The sequence below is a fragment of the Virgibacillus phasianinus genome, assembly GCF_002216775.1.
Classification (GTDB): domain Bacteria; phylum Bacillota; class Bacilli; order Bacillales; family Amphibacillaceae; genus Virgibacillus_F; species Virgibacillus_F phasianinus.
Window position 1 is genome coordinate 276,539 of sequence record NZ_CP022315.1, and the last position, 22,266, is coordinate 298,804.

Here is a 22,266-nt window from a genome sequence, read left to right on the forward strand (position 1 = left end):
CTTTTGGAATACTAAAAAGGCAGCCCGATGACTGCCTTTAAATTTACATATCGTGTGACGCGTTATTTTTTTGCCTTGAGTGGTTTTTATTTTTTACTTTATGAGAACCACTTAATGGTTCTCCATAAGGCTGTTTTGGACTTAACGGTAAATTTGGATGTTCTTGTTGTTTTGGACCTTTACGATTCTTTGACATGATAGTCTCTCCTTTCCTCATTACCCATTAGTTTTTCATAGGCGATATAGATTTATGCATGCAAACAGCTATCCAATTGGCGTATACATTTGGTATGATTAAACGTACTATTGTGAATTTGAGGTGACGTAATGAAAGCAACTATAATTGGAATTCTTTCGGCTTTATTTTTCTCCGTCACATTTGTTTTAAATCGTGCTATGGAACTGGATGGCGGCAGTTGGGTATGGAGTGCAACGTTACGTTTTTTCTTTATGCTCCCACTATTACTCATTATTGTTGGCTATAAACGCAATGTCATACCTGTTATTCTGCATATTAAAAACCAACCGCTTCCATGGATTATTTGGAGTACGGTTGGTTTTGGGCTTTTCTATGCGCCTCTTACCTTCGCAACGATTTATGGGCCTGGCTGGCTTGTTGCAGCAACATTCCAACTTACAATTATCGCCGGTTCACTACTTGTACCTTTTTTAAGTAGAGGCAAAAAACAACGAATACCAATGCAAAGTATCATAATTTCTTTAGTCATCTTAAGTGGGGTTTTTATCATGCAGTTGGAACATGCTTCATCAGTATCGTTCGCAAGTGTTGTTTTATGTGTAATTCCACTGATTGTTTCAGCGTTTGCATATCCACTCGGAAACAGAAAAATGATGCATGTTGTAAATGGCGAATTGAACACCTTTCAGCGTATATTGGGAATGACAATTGCCAGTATGCCCTTTTGGATTATATTATCCATTTATGGCATAGCGACTCAAGGCGCACCCAGTTCCGATCAAGTCCTGCAGACCTTTATCGTAGCCATTTCATCGGGCATTATTGCCACAGCATTATTTTTCTACGCAACCGAGCTCGTCAGTCATGATAACCATAAATTGGCGGCAATCGAAGCGACACAGTCGGGAGAAGTTGTTTTTGCTTTATTTGGTGAACTTCTTTTATTACATGCACCGCTACCTAGTGCAGTTTCCTTTATTGGGATGGCTCTCGTTGTGATAGGAATGGTCCTGCACAGTGCAGCGTCTTCTTTCGGAAATCGAAAAAAGATGCCCGTGCATAAAAAGGTGTCCGGGGAATAAATCACCATATTATCAATTCGATAAGTTCCCGAATTAATAATAAAGTGTTGCTTTACTATGGTACAATATTTAAGAAAATGATTATTTGGTGGAGAGGATTGATTTTATGTTTGGAAAAGTTGCATCAGATGTACTTGGTATTAGTGATGTAGGGAAAGTGATCCAACCTGTTGATTATGACAAGGTTGATTCAGACGATTATGTCATGCATGAAGACGATGAAAAGATATTCTTTTTAATTAAGTCACGCTCAGATGAATACTGCTTTACCAACAAAGCATTGATTCATGTGGATGGTACGAGTGCAACCAGTAAAAAACGCACACTCCGCCGTTTTGATTACCGTCACAACACTATTTCAGATGTGACCTTAGAAACTGCTGGAACATTGGATCGGGATGTTGAAATTCAATTCAAAATGGGACAAAACTTCCACAGTATCGATGTCCATAAAGATCATTTAGATGAACTGAAAGACTTATACAAAGCATTAATCATGATTTCGGAAACAGTAAAAAATAATGAAACATACATTACCTACTCAAAACAAAGTTTAGAGTTTGCTTCAACAACGTTAAATAACAGTAGAAGCAATGAATCCAAGTTATCGGATGAGTTCAAGGAAATTAATGAAGCTGCTTTCGATTGGTTGAAAATGAATAAAGATAAATACAGCATCAAAGATTTCGGCTATATTTTTGAACGCTATATAAACAATTAATAATTTGTTACCCCGCCACTATTTTGGCGGGGTATTTTTAACCTTGGATTACCGTTATTACGCCTTCCACTCCAGAAATTCCAAGCGATTTCCGAATGGATCATGCAAATAAAACCTGTTTGCACCAGGAAGGCGATCATCCTCTATATAATTTATATTTTTTGAACGCAAATAGTCTTGGAGTCCCTCAATATTTTTTACATGGAACGCGGGATGAGCTTTTCCGGCTGGAATAAAGGATTCTTCCACCCCTATATGTAATTGAATAGACCCTGCCATGAACCATACGCCCCCATTCTGGCGCAGTGGTACAGGTTTTTCAATTTCTTCAAATCCAAGTAAATCAACGAAAAACTTTCTAGCTTTGTCTTCACTGCCCGTTGGCGCCGCAAGCTGAATATGATCAATATTTTTAAATTGAAATGTCATGCATCCCATCCCCCTTGAATTTGTTACTCTTATCATAACGCTCCACAAGTAAAATAGATAATACAGCTTTCAAATCAAAGAGGAGAAGTTTTACTTATACAAACAAAAAGACCAGTTCCCTACTGGAAACTGATCCCTTACATTTAAAAGTTATAAGCCACAATTGCCGTATATTCAATAAAAAGTTTTAAACCACCACTCCTCAAAGTGGGTGTTTGCAAAAACCTTCCTGTCTTCCACTCAACGGAGGCTCGACATTCCAGCTCTTATATAAAACTCCCTATTATAATGTTAGAGGTTAAAACTTAAATTAATACGAACATTGTAGCTTATATACATCTTACACCTTACCTTTCAAAAAAACAATAGTAAATTTGCCCAAGTTATCTAAATTATCTTTTGGTATTATCCTTTTTTGCTTTCTGTTCTAGTTGTGACTCTGGTCTGTTCTCTGCTGCATCCTCAGTCTGTCCCTGGGGATTTACACTCGAATTCAACCGGTTCTTTTTATATAAATTATCTTTTTCACTCATTTAAAACACCTCCATCAGATAGTGTTTCAAAAAATGATGCTACTATTCAATCCTATTTAGACCCTAGGCCTTCATAATCATCACGTAAGGATCTTTTTAACACTTTCCCGCTTGGGTTTTTAGGCAGAGTAACCGTGAAATCAACATATTTGGGAACTTTGAATGTTGATAGTTTAGATCTGCAAAACTTGATAACATCTTCTTTTGTTAAATTCGCGCCTTCTTTTTGTACGATGACTGCAGTTACAGCCTCAATCCAGTATGCATCCGGAATACTAACCACAGCTACCTCTGACACACCATCAAGCTGATAAATGGTTTCCTCGACTTCCCTGCTCGATACATTCACACCACCAGTATTAATCATATCTTTCTTCCGGTCAACAATTGTAATGTATCCTTCATCATCCATTACACCAAGGTCTCCGCTATGGAACCATCCACCACGGAATGCTTCTGCAGTTTTCTCAGGGTCATGCAAATATCCTTTCATGGTATGTGGGGTTCGATGGACAATCTCCCCAATTTCATTACGCGGAACTTCATTATCTTCATCGTCCACTATTTTTGTTTGTACATTTAATGAAGCTTTCCCGGCGGAACCCAATTTCCGAAGTTGATCCTCCGGTTGCAATGCTGTAGCCAGTGGTGCCACTTCCGTTTGACCATAAAAATTCCAGAACTTAGCATTTGGCAACCGTTCCGAGAGCTCCTTTAAAATTTCCCGAGGCATGATGGCAGCACCATAATAGCACTTTTCCAGTGTTGACAAGTCTTTTTTATCAAAATCTGGGTGGCGTAGCAGCGCAATCCAAACCGTTGGAGGACAAAATAGCTGAGTGGCCCCTTCTTCTTCAATTGTTTTTAAAATTATTTCAGGACTTGCTGCACCAAGCACAATTCCACTTGAACCGACATATACACTTGGCCCTAAGAAAACATGTAATTGTGCGCTATGATAAAGCGGCAACGCGTGTATCGCAATGTCACGCTCCTCCATTTTTCCGTCAACGATACAGCTTACATATTCACTTACTAAGCTCTTATGGGTAAGCATAACCCCTTTGGGCCGTGATTCCGTACCGCTAGTATATAAAACATGTGCAAGATCGTCATCTGCAATATCCACATCGACAAGTTCGGTTGGCTGTCCTTTTTTAAGGTTTGAGAGTAACTCCCAATCAGCAAGCCCATCCTTGTTATGTGTTTCCGGAACATCCATTAAATAACGATGTCTGATTTCTAGACTGCCAGCCGATTGGCCTAATATTGGTGCATACTCTTCAGAAGCAATAAGCCCACTAACTTCAGCATGCTTTAAAATATATTGAATATCTTCTACTGAAAGCATGTAATTAATTGGAATCATGACTGCACCGACCCGGGCTAAAGCGAAATTAACCACCACAAAGTCCAAGCTGTTCTTGGACATCACCGTAATCATTTCCCCTTTTTTCATTCCTCTTTCCAAAAAAGCATGTGCAGTCCGGTTCACCGCAGCATCCAACTCACCATATGTTAGCTTAGTTCCTTGATACGTAATGGCGGGTTTATTTGGAGTTCGGTCGCTTGTCCTGGCTAATAAATCCCCTAATGTGTTTCTTCTTGCCCGTTCTAACATGTTGGAAAGTGATGCGTTATTATTGGTCTGCATGTCCATAAACTTCACTCCTCATTTAGATAAAATTGAATTTTCCCCCTTTTATTTTATTTCAGATAAATAGGAATGGCAAGCTTTACTTATGCAAGAAAAGCTCAGGGCGCCCCGTTTAGAAGCGGACGCATAAGCAAGGGACCGTAGAACGCATGGGTTTAGCGTTCGTAGTGTCCATTGCTTATGACTGCAGCTTCTGGGCGCTGGAGCTAGACGGATTTTCATTTATACTTTCTGATCTTGTAAAAAAAAGATATAGGCAACATGCCTATATCCAAATCTAAATTATACTAATACACCTTCAAGTTCTTCGCTGATTTCTTTTGATCGCTTTGCTGCATTGTTAACAGCCTGTGAAATTGCTTCCCCGCCGTTGTGTTTCTTTAATGCTTCTAACCCGGCAGCTGTTGTTCCGTTTGGTGAGACGATATTGTCAATTAATTCTGCAGGAGTTTCCTCTTTTTCCATGATCATTTTTGCTGCGCCATAAACAGTTTGTGCAGCAATTTTTCGGGCCATCTCATTGTCCATCCCGCTTACCTTTCCTATTTTCTCCATTTGTTCCATTAGATAATAGAAATACGCTGGACCACTTCCCGCTATGCCAGTAAAAATATCCATTTGATCTTCCTCAATCACATATACTTTTCCCATACATTCAAGCAGTTCTTTTACATCCTCAGCATTTTGGTCCTTTGCATAAGTTCCAAGTGACATTGCTGTTGCAGACTCTTGAATCATACTTGAGGTATTTGGCATAACACGAATTACCTCTTGACCTGGATTGAGTCTTTCCTCCATATAAGAAGTGGTTATACCGGCTAATACGGAAATTACCACCTGCTTGCTGTTTAATAAGCTTTTTACAGTGGAAAGTGTTTCCTCTGCTCCTTTTGGTTTCATTGCCAGGATAAGAAAGTCAATTTCCTCATAAGGCAGTTCATTCATTGGAACAGCTTTTACTCCATATTTTTCTTTCATTAAATTTAACCGATTTTGATTGCATCTATTTGTAACAATAATTTGCTTAGCCGGTACTTTCCCTGTTTGAATCATTCCAGAAATCATTGCTTCTGCCATGTTGCCAGCACCTAAAAAAGCAATTGTTTTATGTTTTAACATGTAAACATCTCCCATTTGTTATTTCTTCGGCTCAAACATTCAACCTTTGTATCTTAACATCTGTGTATTTTGTTTCAAGGGTTATCAGGAAATTGATGCGCATAAGCTTCAAATAGTGCATGAAAGCGTTACCATTCGGTTTTAAGGAGTATCTAAACGACGCTCATCGCATTTAATTCGCTTATATCGCTGAAATTGAAGAATTAATTCCCATAAAAAAAACAGAAAAGGCCAAATTAGGTCCATCCTGCTTTTTCAATGTAAATTATTTAGAAGTACATTCTTTTTTTTCGCTTTTTAGGATTAATCTTAGGAGTAACATACCCCCGTTCATATATTTTTCCTTTTTTCATACTACATATTTTCACGAAGTCATCTAGATCCTTTGCATGATGTTCCCTTAATGCTTCAATCATAATTAAGGAAGCAACACGCGCATCCTCCAAGGCATGGTGATGTTCAAACGCGATGTTATGGTGTCTGGCAACTGTATTTAGCCGATGATTCATTAAATCCGGCCATATGCGTTTTGAAACTTCCACTGTACATAAATATTCCATTTGCGGATATGTAAGGTTAAAATAATCCAACGTCTTTCTTAATACACTCATATCAAAACTTGCATTATGAGCAATAACACAATTGCCGGTTAAATAAGTTTTAAATTTCGGCCACAGTTCAGGAAAAGTCGGGGCATCTATTACATCTTCCTGTGTTATCCCGTGAACCCTTATATTAAATGAACTGAAATCCATTAAAGGATTGATCAAACTATAATATTCATCAATTATCCCTGATTCATTTGCAACGACGATTCCAATGGCACATGGACTGTGGCGTTTTTCATTGGCAGTCTCGAAATCTATTGAGATAAAGTTCATATGATACCTCCTGACAATATCTATCTACCAATTATTTTATTTTTCCATTATACCACGTACTATCTTGCTTCTTCATTTAATAGTAATTTTTCCTATTACTAAAGAACCTGTCCGAAAACAATCAGAAATGTTAGAATGTTAATGATGAATAGTAAATCCTACACCGGGAGGGAAAAGAAATGAAAGACTGTGCTCAGGTTATTCCGTATAAGGTAATTCAACAAGCTGATCAAGTAGAGAAGGAGATTCCAAAGGGTGTTGAGCTAATTCAAGCGCCAAAGGTTTGGGACGATACGAAAGGAAAAGATATTACAGTAGCGGTTCTTGATACAGGCTGTGATATCGACCATCCCGACTTAGCGGACCATATCGTTGGCGGCAAAAACTTCACAGATGATGATAATGGTGACCCGAAAATGTTAGAGGATTATGCCGGTCATGGCACACATGTTGCGGGAACGATTGCGGCAAGTAAAGATGATGCTGGTGTAACGGGTGTTGCACCTGAAGCCAGCCTGCTCATTGTAAAAGTTCTCAACAAAAACGGATCTGGACAATACGATTGGATCATTAACGGAATCAATTATGCTATTGAACAAAAAGTTGATATCATTTCTATGTCACTCGGAGGACCTAACGATAACCCAAAACTTCATGAGGCCATTAAAAAAGCAGTCTCCAGCAACATTCTCGTTGTTTGTGCTGCAGGAAATGCCGGCGACGGCGATGATTCTACGGATGAGTTTGGCTATCCAGGTGGTTATAATGAAGTTATTAGTGTAGGAGCTATCGATTTTGAACGGCGCTCCTCGGAATTCACCAATTCAAATAATGAAGTTGACTTGGTGACACCAGGAGAAAAAATTCAATCCACTTATTTAAACGGCAAATATGCTACTTTAAGCGGCACATCCATGGCAGCTCCCCATGTATCAGGTGCGCTTGCTCTAATTAAAGTTCTGACTAACAGTTATTTTGAACGGAAACTTTCAGAACCCGAGTTATATGCCCAATTAATCAAACGGACCGTTCCACTTGGAATTTCACCAATGCTGGAAGGTAACGGACTGCTTTATTTAACAGCTCCCGACTATCTAAGTAAAATATTTGATAAAGAACTGAAAACGTCAGTTATGAATGCATTATAAACTTGTCCAAAGGGCAGTCCATCTTATAAGATGGGCTGCCTAAAGTTTTTTTTCCAAATGGAGTAACTGTTTTTTCATTTCTAATCCGCCACGATAACCTGTTAACTTTCCATTTTTGCCAATTACACGGTGACAAGGTACAGAAATAAGTACCGGGTTAGCTCCAATAGCTGTCCCTACTGCCCGAACCGCGGAAGGTCGTTGAGCCAATTCCGCAATCTGAGTATATGTGTATGTCGCACCATACGGTATTTGATTCAATGTATGCCAGATCTTCTGCTGAAATTCAGTTCCCCGGATATCGACGGGAAACGTAAATGTTTCACGCTTACCCTGAAGGTATTCGCGAAATTCCGTCTTGCAGGGTTCTAGCATAGTAGTAGTCTTTTTTAATTCATCTTGTGGAAAATGGTACATAACCCAATTTTTTAATTCATCGAATGGACTATTCGGTGACCCCACATAACAAAGTCCTTTTGATGTTGCAGCAAGATAGAATTGCCAATTTTGATATTCGAATAATGACCAGCTAATTATTCCCTTACTTATCCTATTCATTAACTCCCTCCCCCTTTTGGAACCTTTTTCGGTATTCTGTGGGGGTAAAATTCATTTTTTCCTTAAACAAAGTAACAAAATAAGCAGCATTTGGCATACCCACTGCTAGTCCGACTTCCGCAACCGTTTTTTTGGTTGTAACTAAAAGCCGACTGGCCTGTTTCATTCGTACTTTTTGAATATATTCAAGCGGAGAAATACCTTGCACCCGTTTAAATAATCGCTGTAGATGGTATGGGCTGCCATGAGCATTATCCGCTAGAATATCCAAGTTAATCCGTTTTTGATAGTTTTGCTCAATCCACTCTGTAATTTGTTGAACCCAATCTTCATCCGGCAGATGCAGTCCATCGGGCTTACATCTTTTACAAGGTCGAAAATTTGCAGATAATGCGAGTCTAGCATTTTTAAAAACACGCACATTTTCCCTATTTGGCACTTTTGACTTGCAGGATGGACGGCAAAATATTCCGGTCGTTTTTACACCATAAAAGAAACTGTCATCATAGGAAGAATCGTTTTCCACTATGGCCTGCCAATATTCGTTGGAAATCTGTGATTCTCTCTGCATGTTCATCGCAATCACCTCTACAACTTAGTATACCTGGAACAATTGGAAATGTAAGGTTTTACGAACGTAAAAGCAAGATAACGAAATTATTAAATCAGATTTATGTGATAAAATGAAATTTCAATCTGTGGTTTATTACTGCCCGTTAACTGCGATAAAACATAGATATACCAAACTAAACAAATTAAGGAGAAAAACACATGAAGGACTTTGAGGACCATATCGGATTTATAAGGATTTTTGCACCTAAAGAATTTAGCTTTAGTGAAAACCTAAAGTATCTGTCAAGATCAACAAATGAATGTCTGTTTACCATTGCAGACAATAAAATATACAGAGCGCTGCCAATTGAAGACGTTACACCTTTAGTGGAAATTAGCGGGGAAACTGAAACTATAATACATGTACGCTTTTTTGGTAATACAACACCCGACCAGAAGGCAGTCAGGGAAAAGGTTGCAGAGTATATCCAGGAATGGTTTGATTTAAAGACTAATTTACTTCCTTTTTATGAACTGGCTGAAACAGATCCTTTGCTACATCAACCTGTCGACAATTTCTATGGCTTACGAGTTATCGGAATACCTGACCTCTTTGAAGCATTAGCGTGGGGAATTCTAGGTCAACAGATCAACCTTACATATGCCTATACCCTGAAGAGGCGGCTAGTTGAATATTTCGGAAGATATAAAGAATGGGATGGTGTGAGGTATTGGATATTTCCTGAGCCTGGGGTTATTGCAAAATTATCGGTAGAAGATTTATCCAATATGAGAATGACAGTGAAGAAAAGTGAATATTTAATTGATGTTGCAAACTTAATAACAAATAAGGAATTATCAAAAGAAAAATTAATGAAAATCAGGGACTTTAAAAAAGCTGAAAAAATACTTGTGAAAATTCGTGGGATCGGTCCCTGGACTGCCAATTACGTGTTAATGAGATGCCTGCATTATCCATCAGCATTTCCTATAGATGATGTTGGTTTGCACAACGCTATTAAACTCATCTTGGATTTAGAGAAAAAGCCCTCGAAGAAAGAAATTTTAAAGCTATCTTCTGCCTGGACGGGTTGGGAATCCTATGGAACATTTTATTTATGGCGTATGCTTTACTAGAAATATTCAGGGTTAACATTACCGACGCCATGTTAACCCTCAAAAATTATTTTTCCTTATCGTCGATTTCTTTTTCTTCCTGCTTCTCATGGAATTCATCCTCTGCTTGACCAGCAATATGGTCAAACGGAGTATAGGAATTATCAGGTCTTTCTTTTTTAACAAAGATTTTAAAAGCAATAATACACACCAAGACCACCATCACAAAAATAAAAATTGCCGATGAATATGGTAAGAGTTCCATTAGTTCACCTCAACTTATCTTCTGATTTTTGAAATCAGCCGCAGAATTTCAAGGTAAAGCCAGACCAGTGTCACCATTAACCCAAATGCTCCGTACCATTCCATGTATTTAGGTGCATGTCGGTTTGATCCTTTTTCAATGAAATCAAAATCAAGTACGAGGTTTAATGCTGCCACAATAACAATACCAACACTAATCAAAATGCCAATTGGTCCACTATTATGCAAATATAAAACATCTGACATGCCAAAGAAGAATCGCATAATAAAAGTTGCAAGATACGCGAGCATAATTGCACCGGTTGCACAAATTACACCCAACCTAAACTTCTTCGTAACTTTAACCAGTCTGGTTTTATATGCGAATAGCATCACAAGCATAACGCCGAATGTTAACACAGTTGCCTGTATAGTAATTCCGTGAAATTGCAATTCATACATTCCGGAAATTGCACCAATGACCAAGCCTTCCGCCAAAGCATATGGAATCGATGTAAATGGTGCAACTTTCGGGATAAAAATGGTAATTAACGCGAGAATGAACCCAGCAATCAATCCCAGGATCAGCATCCCCGTCACTACTGAATCATTACCACTGAAATACTGATTCCATGTATACGCTGCTGAAACGAAAAGTGCCAGGAATAGAACGAAAGTTCGATTGGCGGTTCCCTGAATAGTCATTGTTGATGTACCTTCATTTCTTACACGAAACGATTTATTGCTTAAAGCTGGATTTGCTGTTCTCATCAAAATCAACCCTCCTATCAAAAAGGCGCGGGTTAACGCGTCTTTTATTTCATACGACCTGGGTTTACATTAGGTTTCAAATCAAAATTTCCACTCCCGATCTAACACACTATATAGATAGGAATCACGCCATCCTTCCTTAAGCCGGATATGCTCCCGGATTCTGCCTTCCCTGACCATACCTATTTTTCCTAAAACTCTTGCGGAAGCTTTGTTTCTGGGATCGCACGTAGCAAAGATCCGGTGAAATCCAAATTCCTTAAATCCCCAATCTACTATTAATCTAGTAGCTTCCGTTGCATAGCCCTTTCCCCAATAAGAGGGATTGATAACATAACCTATTTCTGCCGTGCCATATTTCTCGTCTGTGATAGTTAATTCGACGGATCCGATTAAATATCCATTACAGATAATAGCTAGAGAAAATCTGCTTCTAGGGTGTTTATCTATATCCGCTAAAGCTTGATTAATAAATTCCTTTGTTTCATCTGTAGTATTTGGTCCCCATACCTGGTATTGGCACACTTCATCACGTGACGCGTATATATGGACCTGCTGCCAATCATTACTAGTAAATTCCCTAAGATATAGCCTTTTACTATTTGTCTTTATATTCATTTTCTTCCCCTATCCAATCTTTTTATCTATTATTCCTACTTCTCCTAACAATGAAGAATATAATTAGACCAATACAGCCTAATACGATAAGTAGCGGCAAATTCCCGATAAGAAAAACAACTAATCCCGAAAGAACCGAGATGATAAAGTTGATGCTTTTCAAAAACTGTTGTTTCGTTTTTTCCCACGTATTTAATTCATCCTCACTTATTCCAGAAAGTTTCACATTATTTTCTTCTATTTGAATAGTAACCGTCGCTAGGTCGGTTTTATTCCGCAGATACTTCATCCGCCCTGTTATTTCCTCAATCCCTCTTTGAACCTTGGCTAAATCCTCAGAGATAGATAGAAGATCTTCTGTTTTCTCGGCTTGTTCCATGAAAGAAATTAGTCGTTTTTCTACTACATGTTTGGATTTTAAGCGGGATTTCAGATCAATGTATTCCTCTGTCACGTCTTGCCCTGATACAGAACTTTCCAGGACTTTGCTACTGCCTTTCTCCACAAACTGAATAAAGCTTTGAAACCCATCCTGTGGAATTCGTGCAGTTAATTGACCATTGGTAGATCCTTCCTCAGTATCACCGTACCTATTTGATTCCACAATATATCCACCACGATCAGTCACCTGTGTTTGAATATCATGTAACGCGTTTTTAAAATCTTTAACTTCGATACGCAGGTTGGCGGTATAAATAATTTTTCTATTCACCTGGGTTAATTGATCTTCCTTAGAATTCGCGTCTTTCTCTTCGGAGCTATTTCCCTGTTGCCCATTTTCAATATCGTTTGTTCCTGTATTAGAATCTTTACCCTCCACTGTTACCTTTTCTTCTGTACTTACGGCAGCTTTATCGGCGGAATCACTCATACTCTTCTCTTCATTACTGCACGCTCCCAAAAAGACGCTGAAACTAAGTACAACCACAATGGACAACCACTTTTTCACCTTGACCACCCCAACTGTCACTTTCCCCCAAAAGTATAAAATCTTATAAGGAAAAAATTGTATTTTATGGTATAGACAATATTTACAGAGAAAAATTCCGTATTCTACTTACGGTAAACAACCCTGGTGTCACAAATCATATCGTGCAGTGCCTTCTTTTCCTCGTTCCATCCAGCCATCATAAATCCGATTAGAAGTGTTATTGCGGAGATGAAGTACGCAAAATACCTCCCAACAGATTTCCATAAACTTATTTGTGATCCATCCACATTTAACACTTGAATTCTGCAAATCATTTTACCGGGCGAACCCTTATATTTACTTGCAGTGAAGAAAATAATAAATATTACCGGGTACAGTAAATTGACAATAGATTCAGATGTCGAATCGGTTGTATTCCTATTTATATTATTGAAAAACTCCTGATCATTTAAGATTAAGGCGATAACTAACGTCAATGCGAATGAAATCAAGCCATCTACTAAAGCGGCCAAAAATCGAATCCAAAATCCGGCCGGTTTATAATCTATCATTGAAAAAACTCCTTTTATTCCCTATGCTTCATTTTTTCATCTATACATATGTTATGATGAGTTTCCTGAAAACAACACTCCTTATTCACTATTCGACATGTAGGTATAAAAACCTGCAAAAAAACACTCCCATCATAATTTAAAATGAGATTGTTTCGTATTTTACTATTCAAAAAAACCCGGTAAATATAAGGAAATGCTTGGAATATACGCTACTAATAATAGGACAGCAATCATTACAGCGTAAAAAGGCAGCATTCCTTTTGAAGCTTTTTCAATCGGCAGCCTGCCAATTGCCGAACCAACAAATAATACTGAACCGACAGGTGGTGTTACCAATCCTATACCTAATGCTAGAATTAATACGACACCGAAATGAACGGGGTCCATACCTACACTCGTCGCAACAGGCAGTAATATAGGTGTTGCAATTAATATAAGTGGTGCCATGTCCATAACCATTCCAAGTAACAACAGGATTATTACGATCATTAGAATAGTGCTTGCATCATTTGGTGAAATACTTAATAAGCCGTCTGATACCAAAGCAGGAACTTTCAATAGCGCTAATAACCAGCCAAATGAAGAGGAAGCACCAATTAGAAATAGGACCATTGCCAATGTTTTAAACGATCTTTGTAAAATAATTCCCATTCTAACGAGTGGGATTTCCCTGTACACGAAGAATGTGATGATAAATGCATAAAGAGTTCCAATAGCAGCAGACTCAGTAGCTGTGAATAGTCCACTTAATATGCCACCCATAATGATTACGATTGTAAGTAATCCTAACAAGCCATCCCGTATAATTTTAGGTATTTCCTCTTTTTTGACTGGTTCACCCTTTGGATACTTACGCTTTACAGCCATCATATAAGTTAAAATCATTATTCCTATCCCTAGTAACAGACCAGGACCTAACCCACCCATAAAGAGCGCTCCAACTGAGACCCCACCAGCAGCAGTTGAGTAAATAATCATATTATGACTCGGTGGAATCATTACACCTTGTGTTGAGCTTGAAATCGTTACGGAAACGGAATAGTCCGAATCATAACCTTGTTTTTTCATCATTGGAATTAAAACTGACCCTAAGGATGAAGTATCAGCAAGTGACGATCCTGAAATCCCTCCAAAGAAAGTACTAGCCAGAACATTTACCATTGCAAGTCCGCCTCTGACTTTTCCAATAATTACGTTTGCAAGGTTTATTAATCTATTTGAAATTCCACCCTCATTCATTATTTCACCAGCAAGGATAAAGAACGGAATCGCTAACAACGAAAATGAATTTAAACCGCCAACCATTCGCTGCAGAATAGCCGCAGGATCAAATCCCATATACACCCCTGTAACTAAACAGGATATGATAAGGCAAAGGGCAATTGGAATTCTAAATATGAGCAACAGAATAAAACTGCCAGTTAAAATAAATACTTCCATCTTATTCACCCCTCACTTACATCAGTTAGATCCTGATGCATACCTTTTTTAAACAATAATTCAATCCCATATATTGTGATGAACAAGCCCGCTATTGGAATCGATGCATATAAAACACTTGATGGCCAGCCTGTTCCCGGCAAGGTTGACCTGCCCATTAACGTAGTGAATTGCCATCCGTAATAAATCATAAGTACCCCTAAGCCCACTACAATTATTTTTGCTAGATAATCAAACAAATCCTGGACTTTTTCCGGCATGGCATTAACTACAAGGCCTAATGCAATATGTAATTTTTCTTTGAATCCATACGCTATCCCAAGAAAGCTTACCCATACAAAAAGTATTCTTGATAACTCTGTTGACCAGGAAGGGGTGTAGCTAAAAAACTGACGTGAAAAAACCTGGATGATTATGACAACTACCATTACCGCAAGCATAGTTAAGGCAGAAACTAAAAGCAGTCTATCAAGACCACTTTTAATCATTTTTAACGCTTTCATAAAAGTTGCCTCCTAAATTAATTTAGGAAGCGGGATCTCCCGCTTCCTCCCTTACAAAAAAGAATTATATTTATTTTGTCAATTTATCAATCCATTCGCCATACTTATCTCCGTATTTATCATAAATCGGCTGAACAGCCTCCCGCCACGGGGTAATATCGTCTACTTTAATAATTTTACTTCCGTTTTCTTTGACAGTTTTTCTTGATTTTTTCACTAATTCCGCCCACGCCTCACGTTGGACTGGAACTGATTCTAAAGCAGCTTCTCTAAATGCTTTTTTGTCTTTATCACTTAAACTATCCCATAATTGTTGGGATGCTAATAATACTTCCGGAACTCCCTGATAGCCATTGTCTGTAAAATACTTCGCAACTTCATAATGATTTGCAGTGTAATAACTTGGGAGGTTATTTTCGCCTCCATCAATTACTCCTGTTTGGATGGCGGAATAAACTTCTCCGTATTCCATAGGAGTTGCAGAAGCACCTAATGCTTCCACAATATCTATAGCTATTTCGGAATTTTGTACACGAAGCTTAAGTCCTTCCATGTCTTCAGGTGTTTTAATTGGTCGTACAGAATTGTAAAAACTTCTTTCGCCTGAATCATAAAATGCCAGACCAACCAAATTAGATCCTTCAAACGTGCTTAGAAGCTCCTGCCCTACTTCTCCATTTAGCTTTTTCCATTTTTGTTCCTCATCTTCGAATAAGTACGGCATAGATAACACACCGATATCCTCTGAAAACTCTGCTAATGGAACTGCGTTAACCCTTGTTAAATCAATAGATCCCAATTGTACTTGTTCAATTACACTTTTCTCTTCCCCAAGCTGGCCACCAGCATATACTTCTATTTTATAGCGACCATTTGTTTTTTCTTCTACTAGTCTAGCAAATTCTTTAGCCCCAATAGTAGTTGGGTAATCCTCCGGCTGGTTTTCAGCTAACCTTAAGGTAATAGGCTCTTCAGAATCGCCTGAAGTTTTTCCAGAACCACCATCACATGCTGCCAAAACAATTACTAGAAAAATCAAAACAAAAAATAACGATAATAACTTTTTATTCACTTTAGTTCCTCCTTTATTTCAAATTGTGTGGTCATTAAAAGGTGACAACTGTGAAATATTCACTCCTGTTTAATTACTTTGTTTACCATCCAAATTAATTAAAACTTTGCAGTTACTTATCCTTTATAACCGAAATCTAGTTAACCCACGCTTCCTCAATTCGTGGGCTGCATATTTCGGCTAACCGTCATGTGTCTTATTTTCCGTACTTACATTACCTGTGAATTATCATCATCCTTGTTTTCTTTCATCTTAACTTCTGCAATTGACCTTTGAATTTCTTTCATTTTCTTGTCATCTAATTTATAAAATTTCATTGCGGTTAATGATATAACCAGCATAACTGCCGGTAAACCGAACGCTAATATTAATGTCATGACGAACAAAGGAGTTGTTAATTCATCGGTTACAGTTGGAAACTCTGAACCAAACCCGATGATAGCCACTCCTAGCCCAACTATTGCTGGTGCCAAGGATGTAACTAATTTATCAATAAAGGAAAATAAGGTACCTAACATCCCTGGTATATAGCGTCCTGTTTTAGATGTTTCGTAGTCAGAAACGTCTGCAATCATTGGGTTTACAAGCGAGCTTGGGATACCCCCAAATGAAATGGCCATTGTATATAACACGGTAAATATCACAATGGGTATCCCAATGCCCCCAGATATTGTTGTCGGATCATTCATTATTAAAAATAATCCAATCAAACCGATTAGCGAGAACAATGCTATCCAGGTTGAGCCCATAAATGCACTTCTCATACCTAGCTTCCTTGCATATGCAACTACTATAAATGTTATGATTAAAGTTGGTGCAATGGTAATTAATGAAATTGATCCACTCAACCCATAATCACCCATCAAAATTCCAAATATCATGACTGCAACCACTGAATAGCGAATAAGCATAAAGGCCAGTTTATCAACAGTAGTTGCTGTTATTAACATTTGTAATGGCCGGTTCTTTTTTAAAATTGGCCAGTAGTCACGAAATCTTGTATTTACAGTTTTCTCTGCCAATCCATAATATTCTTTACGGTCTTTTCCGGAAATACCGATTACGGCTAAAATCGTACATATACCGGCAAAAATAATAGCGTATGTATTTAATTCCGTGAACAATGCCATGGTAAAGTCACCGTATTTTGCAATCAGATAAGAAGCAACAAATACTTGGCCTCCAGTAAATATTAGAGCATTATATGAAGCATCAAAAACACTATAAAGTGGGCGTTGTTTGGGATCATTCGTCAACACCGTTTGAGCTGCTTTCGTTACCGTGGTTTGCAGTGTATAGCCAATAATATAAATGGCATACATAACAATAAAGAAAATGAGTTGAAATGATTGTGGAAGTAAATGAGTTACATTGTACATAATCAGTATCGAACCTGCTAAAATCACGTTCCCTATAATCATAAATGGTCTAAATTTGCCGAAATTAGATTCCGTTTTGTCTACAATAAAGCCGACAATAGGATCCGTAATACCGTCAAATATTCGCATTGCTGTTAAAACAGTACTTACAGCCACAACTGCGAGCCCAGCTATTCCAGTGGCATAATATGTAACAAACGTTAAGATAAACATATAAAGATTTGTTGCGGTATTGTTTAATGCAAAAAAACCAATCTGCCATATTTTTGCTCTGTTATACTCCTGATCACTTTCTGTTGTTGTGCTTGCCATAATGCCTTTCCCTCCCCATTTTCCGATAAATTTAATGTTTGATAAATCATAAACCGCTTACATTTATTAATATGTTTTAAAACGCATGTTTATTTTGTTTACCAAACAAACTATTAACTTAAATACTATGATAAATGTAAGCGCTTAAAATAGCAAGACCTTTTTAGAAAATTACCAAAACAAATAAAGAACCGTACACCCATTTAATTATTGGGCATACAGTTTCCTTTATTCTGATACGTTAACAGCCTTCTCCTGCGCTATTAAACACAGTTCTGCCGCTTTAAATGCGTGCTCTTGTGTCATCGCCTTTTCCGTGCGATTCATACAATCCTTAATTAATTCTCCAAAAAAAGGGAAGCCAACCTTGCCCGATAGTTCGTAATGTTTCTCGCCTTCTTTGTTCACGAGGTAAAGATGGTCACCAGTATCTTCTTCCCTTGCTACATCGACATATTTACGAATCTCAATCGTCCCCTCTGTTCCAGTAATGAAGGTCCGTCCATCTCCCCAAGTACGTAGTCCATCAGGAGTAAACCAATCCACCTTAAAAATTTGCGTTGCACCATTATTTCCTAGTAATGTTGCATCACCGTAATCTTCTAATTCTGGATGGTCAGGGTTATTATAGTTACCCACCTTACTGTGCAGGATCTCGGCATCCTCACAACCCGCATAATATAAAAATTGTTCAATTTGGTGGCTGCCAATATCGCATAAAATTCCACCATATTGTTCTTTATTGAAAAACCAATTCGGGCGGCTTGAGGCATTTAAACGATGTGGTCCAAAACCTGTGACCTGGATCACTTTCCCAATTGCACCATCATTAATTAAGTCACCCGCAAATACAGCACCCTCCACATGTAACCGTTCACTAAAATAGACCATATACTTTTGCCCGGTTTTTTCCACCACGCGCTTGGTTTCTTCTAATTGGGCCATCGTGGTAAATGGTGTCTTATCTGTAAAGTAATCCTTTCCAGCTTCCATTACTTGATTGCCAAGCGCACTTCGCTCTGATGGGATGGCTGCCGCTGCTACTAGTTTAATTGTTTCATCATTCAAGATTTGCTCCAAAGAATCTGCTGCCTGAACTTCAGGGAATTCTTTAACGAAGTCTGCTACCTTTTCTTTGTCTGGGTCGTAAACCCACTTCAATGTGGCGCCCGCTTCAACTAAACCATTGCACATGCCATAGATATGGCCATGATCAAGTTCTGCTGCGGCGATTGGAAATTCTCCTTCCTTTACAACCGGATTGGGCTTTCCTTTTGGTGCATAATTCATACCGTCCTTACTCATGTTCTGAACACTCCTTGATTGTTATTTCATTCCCCAGGCTTAAAACCAGTCCGCATAACCTAGTTCTTTTAAGTTATCTGCTGATAGTTTCAGACAATCAAATGGATCCCGTCCATATGTATCATCCTGTTCAATTAGGAAATATTGTGCCCCACTTTCAAGACCAGCATCTATAATAGCCTTCATATCAAGATTTCCTTCACCGACTTCTGCAAATTCAATCAGATTTGTGAATTTATTGAAAAACTTATCCATATCGTTTAAATCTTCTTCGTTTATATCTAAATTACCAATACGATAATCCTTTAAATGCAATAACGAAATACGTCCTTTATACTCTCCAATAAACTGTACTGGATTTACCCCAGCCCGTTGGATCCAATGAACATCCAATTCAAAACCAAGCTTAGTTGTATTATTTTTAATCAAATCTAACAAATATTCTCCTTCGTATTTTTGAAATTCAATATGATGCGTATGATAATAAAGGTTAATTCCCTGTTCAGCTAATCTTTCGGCCATTACCTCAGCTCTAGCAATGAAGCCAAGAATCTTATCTTTATCACCCATAATATTTAATGGAAGCATTCCAATACGCAGAAAGTCACATTCCAGTGTCTTACAGTCATTAACAATTTTTTCAAAGTCATTTGTTAACGTCTCTCCCGGAGCACCTGGCATCATTGGCTCTAAAGGAGCGGACATTGCGGCAATTTTAATATCAAAGTCAGTACTTGCCCTTTTTAATTCCGCTACATTTTCTTCTGTCATTGGAATTTGTGATACTTCCACTGCACCAAAACCTAATTCGTGTAACTGTTTCATCGTTTCATAAGCGCCAAGTTCTTCCACTTTACCCTTAAGCATCATCATTTGCACACCAATTTTACCTTGTTTCATTGATATACCTCCATTTTTATTTCTTGTTTAATATCTGAAGATCTGCGAATCGTACTAATCATTTCCATGGATATTTGAGCATCCTTTATGTGGATATAATCCTGGGAATCATTTTCGATACATGTATAGAAGTGATTAATTAATTTTGCGTGACTGGCACCGTAATAAAACTTTGATCCAGGAAGCCTGGCATCTTCAATTATCTTTTCTTTGATACCGCTATCGTTTACTTTCGTTAAGATACTGTCTTTAACCGTCAGTTTTCCTTTTTCTAACATAACCTGCAGCTCAACACTGGAATTTCCTGCATTCGTATTCGTTGCAAAAAATAACCCTGTGGCGCCGTTAGTAAATGTAATATTGGCAACAGCAGTATCCTCAACCTCATAGCCATAATCAAATAAATTATCAATCGATCCCCTAATTGTTTTAACTTCCCCACCTACGAGCTGCATTAAATCCAAGGTGTGGATGGCTTGATTAATCATCACACCACCACCTGCGTATTTCATTATGCCACGCCAAGGTTTCACATCATAATAAGCTTTTGGTCGATACCAGGTCACTAATCCCTTTATTCCAATTACTCCCCCGTATTCCCCGCTTTTGACAATTTCCTGAAGTTTTTCGAACGTCTCATTGAAACGATTCTGGAAGGCAACACATATTTTGATTTCCTCGTGTTCTTTCTCCAAATCTACTAAAGCCATTCCTTCCTCAGCATTTCGTGCCAATGGCTTTTCCTGAAATACATGGACTCCTTTCATTACACATGCTTTCGTTGCAGCGTAATGAAGATGATGTGGCAGGCAAACGTGAACACAATCAAGTGTTTCCCTGTCAAGCATCTCCTGGTAATTAGTATAAAAAACTGCATCTGGTACAGTATCTCTTAATGACTCATCAATATCACACACGGCAACCAATTTGGCATTAGTTCTAGCTTGTATTGCTGGTATGTGAATCTTTGAGATATCTCCGAGTCCAATGACTGCTATTTTAAGCATAAGCTCGATCTCCCTTTGAAAAACTAACCCATAGTCAAACTGACAATGAGTTAGTTTAATTAACTATTATTTTTGAATGGGTTGACGCTTTTCTTCCTCTATCTTTTTGTTTAATTCATTTAGGTAAACATCTTCGTCAACTGGAAGTTCTACTTCTTTCCCTAACCAGCTTGATAGATGGATAGCGTTGGCTAATGCAACACCATTGATACCGTCACTGCCGGGTGCCAGCAAAGGAGTTCCGTCTAAAACGTTTGCTGCAAAGTTTTCCATGACGGCGGTATGCTGTGCACCCCAGACACTTTCAAATTCCAGAACCTCTTCACTGTACACTTCAGACAAATCTCCACCCATGAACACCTTCGCAGCATCTGCCCAGCTCATTGTATCGCTCATTTCCTTCTCTGATTTATGGAGACGCTTAATTGTCACTTTCTTACTGTCGTCAACAACAATCTTTCCTTTATCACCCAAAATTTCAAAACGATCTGTTCCCATAACATCATGTGTGCAAGTAATAAACACACCTGTTGCACCATTACCATAATCAAGAAGTGTTGTTACTTCATCTTCCACAGCAATGTCTCGTTGATAGCCGTATTTCACATTTGAATATACTTTTTTTGGTATACCGCAAATCCATTGCAGTAAGTCTAATTGATGTGGGGCCTGATTAACAAGGACTCCGCCGCCCTCACCTTCCCATGTTGCTCTCCATGCACTTTGGTCATAGTAGCCTTGTGGTCTCCACCATGAAGTAATGATCCAGTTTGTACGGCGAATATCGCCAATTTCGCCATTATCAATAACTTCCTTCACTTTTTGATATAGTTCGTTTGTTCTTTGGTTAAACATAATTCCAAAGGTTAATTCTGGTTTGGTTGCGGCAAATTCGTTTAATTCCTTTACCTGTTTTGTATAAACACCAGCAGGTTTTTCCACTAATGCATGGATATCTCTTTTTAATGCATGAATTCCCATTTCCGGGTGCAAATAATGGGGAACACAGGTAACTACTGCATCAACATCGCCACTCTCTAGCATATCGATATAATTATCATAGAATGGAACATCTGGATATTTATCCTTAGCAACATCCTTTTTTGCTGGGTCGTTATCACAAATAGCACCAATCTCCATGTTTTCCACCCTGCCATCTGTAATAAATCCAGCGTAAGCACCACCTTGTGCCCCTAACCCAATAATCCCTAACCTTACCTTCTTCATAAACAGCTC

The 22,266-nt window shown here is 38.3% G+C and carries 25 protein-coding genes and 1 other RNA gene; 4 read left to right on the plus strand and 22 right to left on the minus strand.

Annotated features, from left to right (window positions below):
• Positions 1–43: 43 nt before the first annotated feature.
• Positions 44–196 carry a small acid-soluble spore protein P gene (locus CFK37_RS01335; protein WP_089060225.1) on the minus strand — a complete coding sequence of 51 codons (153 nt, stop codon included), beginning with the start codon at positions 194–196 and terminating at the stop codon, positions 44–46.
• 131 nt (positions 197–327) lie between these two features.
• Here CFK37_RS01335 and CFK37_RS01340 point away from each other — a divergent pair, with 131 nt between their 5' ends.
• Together CFK37_RS01340 and CFK37_RS01345 are read left to right on the plus strand one after the other, a co-directional pair.
• Positions 328–1,281 (plus strand): DMT family transporter, encoded by a 954-nt coding sequence (locus CFK37_RS01340; protein ID WP_089060226.1) that lies wholly within the window; start codon positions 328–330, stop codon positions 1,279–1,281.
• Positions 1,282–1,387: 106 nt separating this feature from the next.
• On the plus strand, positions 1,388–2,002 hold the full coding sequence (locus CFK37_RS01345) for a PH domain-containing protein (protein ID WP_089060227.1): 615 nt from the start codon (positions 1,388–1,390) through the stop codon (positions 2,000–2,002).
• A gap of 57 nt (positions 2,003–2,059) precedes the next feature.
• Here CFK37_RS01345 and CFK37_RS01350 read toward each other — a convergent pair whose 3' ends face one another.
• The 6 genes from CFK37_RS01350 to CFK37_RS01375 form a co-directional block, all read right to left on the minus strand.
• A complete protein-coding gene (locus CFK37_RS01350) occupies positions 2,060–2,431 on the minus strand; it encodes a VOC family protein (protein ID WP_089060228.1) in 372 nt (123 codons plus the stop codon).
• 150 nt (positions 2,432–2,581) lie between these two features.
• Positions 2,582–2,765, minus strand: a non-coding RNA gene (gene ssrS, locus CFK37_RS01355) — 6S RNA.
• 58 nt (positions 2,766–2,823) lie between these two features.
• Positions 2,824–2,964, minus strand: coding sequence for a small, acid-soluble spore protein L (gene sspL, locus CFK37_RS01360; RefSeq protein WP_089060229.1), 141 nt, complete (start codon positions 2,962–2,964; stop codon positions 2,824–2,826).
• A gap of 52 nt (positions 2,965–3,016) precedes the next feature.
• Positions 3,017–4,624, minus strand: coding sequence for an acyl-CoA synthetase (locus CFK37_RS01365; RefSeq protein WP_425445355.1), 1,608 nt, complete (start codon positions 4,622–4,624; stop codon positions 3,017–3,019).
• Positions 4,625–4,903: 279 nt separating this feature from the next.
• A complete protein-coding gene (gene proC, locus CFK37_RS01370) occupies positions 4,904–5,740 on the minus strand; it encodes a pyrroline-5-carboxylate reductase (protein WP_089060230.1) in 837 nt (278 codons plus the stop codon).
• Positions 5,741–6,009: 269 nt separating this feature from the next.
• The gene (locus tag CFK37_RS01375) at positions 6,010–6,621 is read right to left on the minus strand and encodes a 3'-5' exonuclease (RefSeq protein ID WP_089060231.1); all 612 of its coding nucleotides are present in this window, start codon (positions 6,619–6,621) and stop codon (positions 6,010–6,012) included.
• 179 nt (positions 6,622–6,800) lie between these two features.
• Here CFK37_RS01375 and CFK37_RS01380 point away from each other — a divergent pair, with 179 nt between their 5' ends.
• On the plus strand, positions 6,801–7,769 hold the full coding sequence (locus CFK37_RS01380; RefSeq protein WP_089060232.1) for a S8 family peptidase: 969 nt from the start codon (positions 6,801–6,803) through the stop codon (positions 7,767–7,769).
• A 39-nt stretch (positions 7,770–7,808) separates the two neighbouring features.
• On the opposite strand, the gene CFK37_RS01385 is transcribed toward CFK37_RS01380, so the two are convergent.
• Together CFK37_RS01385 and CFK37_RS01390 are read right to left on the minus strand one after the other, a co-directional pair.
• Positions 7,809–8,327, minus strand: coding sequence for a methylated-DNA--[protein]-cysteine S-methyltransferase (locus tag CFK37_RS01385; protein WP_089060233.1), 519 nt, complete (start codon positions 8,325–8,327; stop codon positions 7,809–7,811).
• Positions 8,320–8,904: a bifunctional transcriptional activator/DNA repair enzyme AdaA gene (locus CFK37_RS01390; protein WP_425445356.1), complete on the minus strand. Its 585-nt coding sequence runs from the start codon at positions 8,902–8,904 to the stop codon at positions 8,320–8,322. The genes CFK37_RS01385 and CFK37_RS01390 overlap by 8 nt, the downstream gene beginning before the upstream one ends.
• A gap of 194 nt (positions 8,905–9,098) precedes the next feature.
• On the opposite strand from CFK37_RS01390, the gene CFK37_RS01395 reads away from it, so the two are divergent.
• Complete coding sequence (locus tag CFK37_RS01395; RefSeq protein ID WP_089060234.1) at positions 9,099–10,016, plus strand: DNA-3-methyladenine glycosylase family protein; 918 nt, start codon at positions 9,099–9,101, stop codon at positions 10,014–10,016.
• Positions 10,017–10,062: 46 nt separating this feature from the next.
• On the opposite strand, the gene CFK37_RS01400 is transcribed toward CFK37_RS01395, so the two are convergent.
• The 13 genes from CFK37_RS01400 to CFK37_RS01460 form a co-directional block, all read right to left on the minus strand.
• Positions 10,063–10,260, minus strand: a complete 198-nt coding sequence (locus CFK37_RS01400; protein ID WP_089060235.1) for a DUF3951 domain-containing protein — start codon at positions 10,258–10,260, stop codon at positions 10,063–10,065.
• Positions 10,261–10,274: 14 nt separating this feature from the next.
• On the minus strand, positions 10,275–11,009 hold the full coding sequence (locus CFK37_RS01405; protein ID WP_089060236.1) for a Bax inhibitor-1/YccA family protein: 735 nt from the start codon (positions 11,007–11,009) through the stop codon (positions 10,275–10,277).
• Between the two features lie 81 nt (positions 11,010–11,090).
• Entirely contained in the window at positions 11,091–11,627 is a 537-nt protein-coding gene (locus CFK37_RS01410; protein WP_089060237.1) for a GNAT family N-acetyltransferase, read from the minus strand.
• 22 nt (positions 11,628–11,649) lie between these two features.
• Positions 11,650–12,576 (minus strand): DUF4349 domain-containing protein, encoded by a 927-nt coding sequence (locus CFK37_RS01415; protein ID WP_157724776.1) that lies wholly within the window; start codon positions 12,574–12,576, stop codon positions 11,650–11,652.
• Positions 12,577–12,680: 104 nt separating this feature from the next.
• Positions 12,681–13,109 carry an RDD family protein gene (locus CFK37_RS01420; RefSeq protein ID WP_089060239.1) on the minus strand — a complete coding sequence of 143 codons (429 nt, stop codon included), beginning with the start codon at positions 13,107–13,109 and terminating at the stop codon, positions 12,681–12,683.
• Between the two features lie 165 nt (positions 13,110–13,274).
• Entirely contained in the window at positions 13,275–14,552 is a 1,278-nt protein-coding gene (locus CFK37_RS01425) for a TRAP transporter large permease (protein ID WP_089060240.1), read from the minus strand.
• Positions 14,553–14,557: 5 nt separating this feature from the next.
• Positions 14,558–15,055, minus strand: a complete 498-nt coding sequence (locus CFK37_RS01430) for a TRAP transporter small permease (protein WP_089060241.1) — start codon at positions 15,053–15,055, stop codon at positions 14,558–14,560.
• A gap of 70 nt (positions 15,056–15,125) precedes the next feature.
• The gene (locus tag CFK37_RS01435; RefSeq protein WP_089060242.1) at positions 15,126–16,127 is read right to left on the minus strand and encodes a TRAP transporter substrate-binding protein; all 1,002 of its coding nucleotides are present in this window, start codon (positions 16,125–16,127) and stop codon (positions 15,126–15,128) included.
• Between the two features lie 209 nt (positions 16,128–16,336).
• Positions 16,337–17,818, minus strand: a complete 1,482-nt coding sequence (locus tag CFK37_RS01440) for an MFS transporter (RefSeq protein ID WP_089060243.1) — start codon at positions 17,816–17,818, stop codon at positions 16,337–16,339.
• 228 nt (positions 17,819–18,046) lie between these two features.
• On the minus strand, positions 18,047–19,123 hold the full coding sequence (locus tag CFK37_RS01445) for a Gfo/Idh/MocA family protein (protein ID WP_089060244.1): 1,077 nt from the start codon (positions 19,121–19,123) through the stop codon (positions 18,047–18,049).
• A gap of 39 nt (positions 19,124–19,162) precedes the next feature.
• Positions 19,163–20,023: a sugar phosphate isomerase/epimerase family protein gene (locus CFK37_RS01450; protein ID WP_089060245.1), complete on the minus strand. Its 861-nt coding sequence runs from the start codon at positions 20,021–20,023 to the stop codon at positions 19,163–19,165.
• Positions 20,020–21,030, minus strand: coding sequence for a Gfo/Idh/MocA family protein (locus CFK37_RS01455; RefSeq protein WP_089060246.1), 1,011 nt, complete (start codon positions 21,028–21,030; stop codon positions 20,020–20,022). The genes CFK37_RS01450 and CFK37_RS01455 overlap by 4 nt, the downstream gene beginning before the upstream one ends.
• A 66-nt stretch (positions 21,031–21,096) precedes the next feature.
• The gene (locus tag CFK37_RS01460) at positions 21,097–22,257 is read right to left on the minus strand and encodes a Gfo/Idh/MocA family protein (protein WP_089060247.1); all 1,161 of its coding nucleotides are present in this window, start codon (positions 22,255–22,257) and stop codon (positions 21,097–21,099) included.
• Positions 22,258–22,266: the final 9 nt, after the last annotated feature.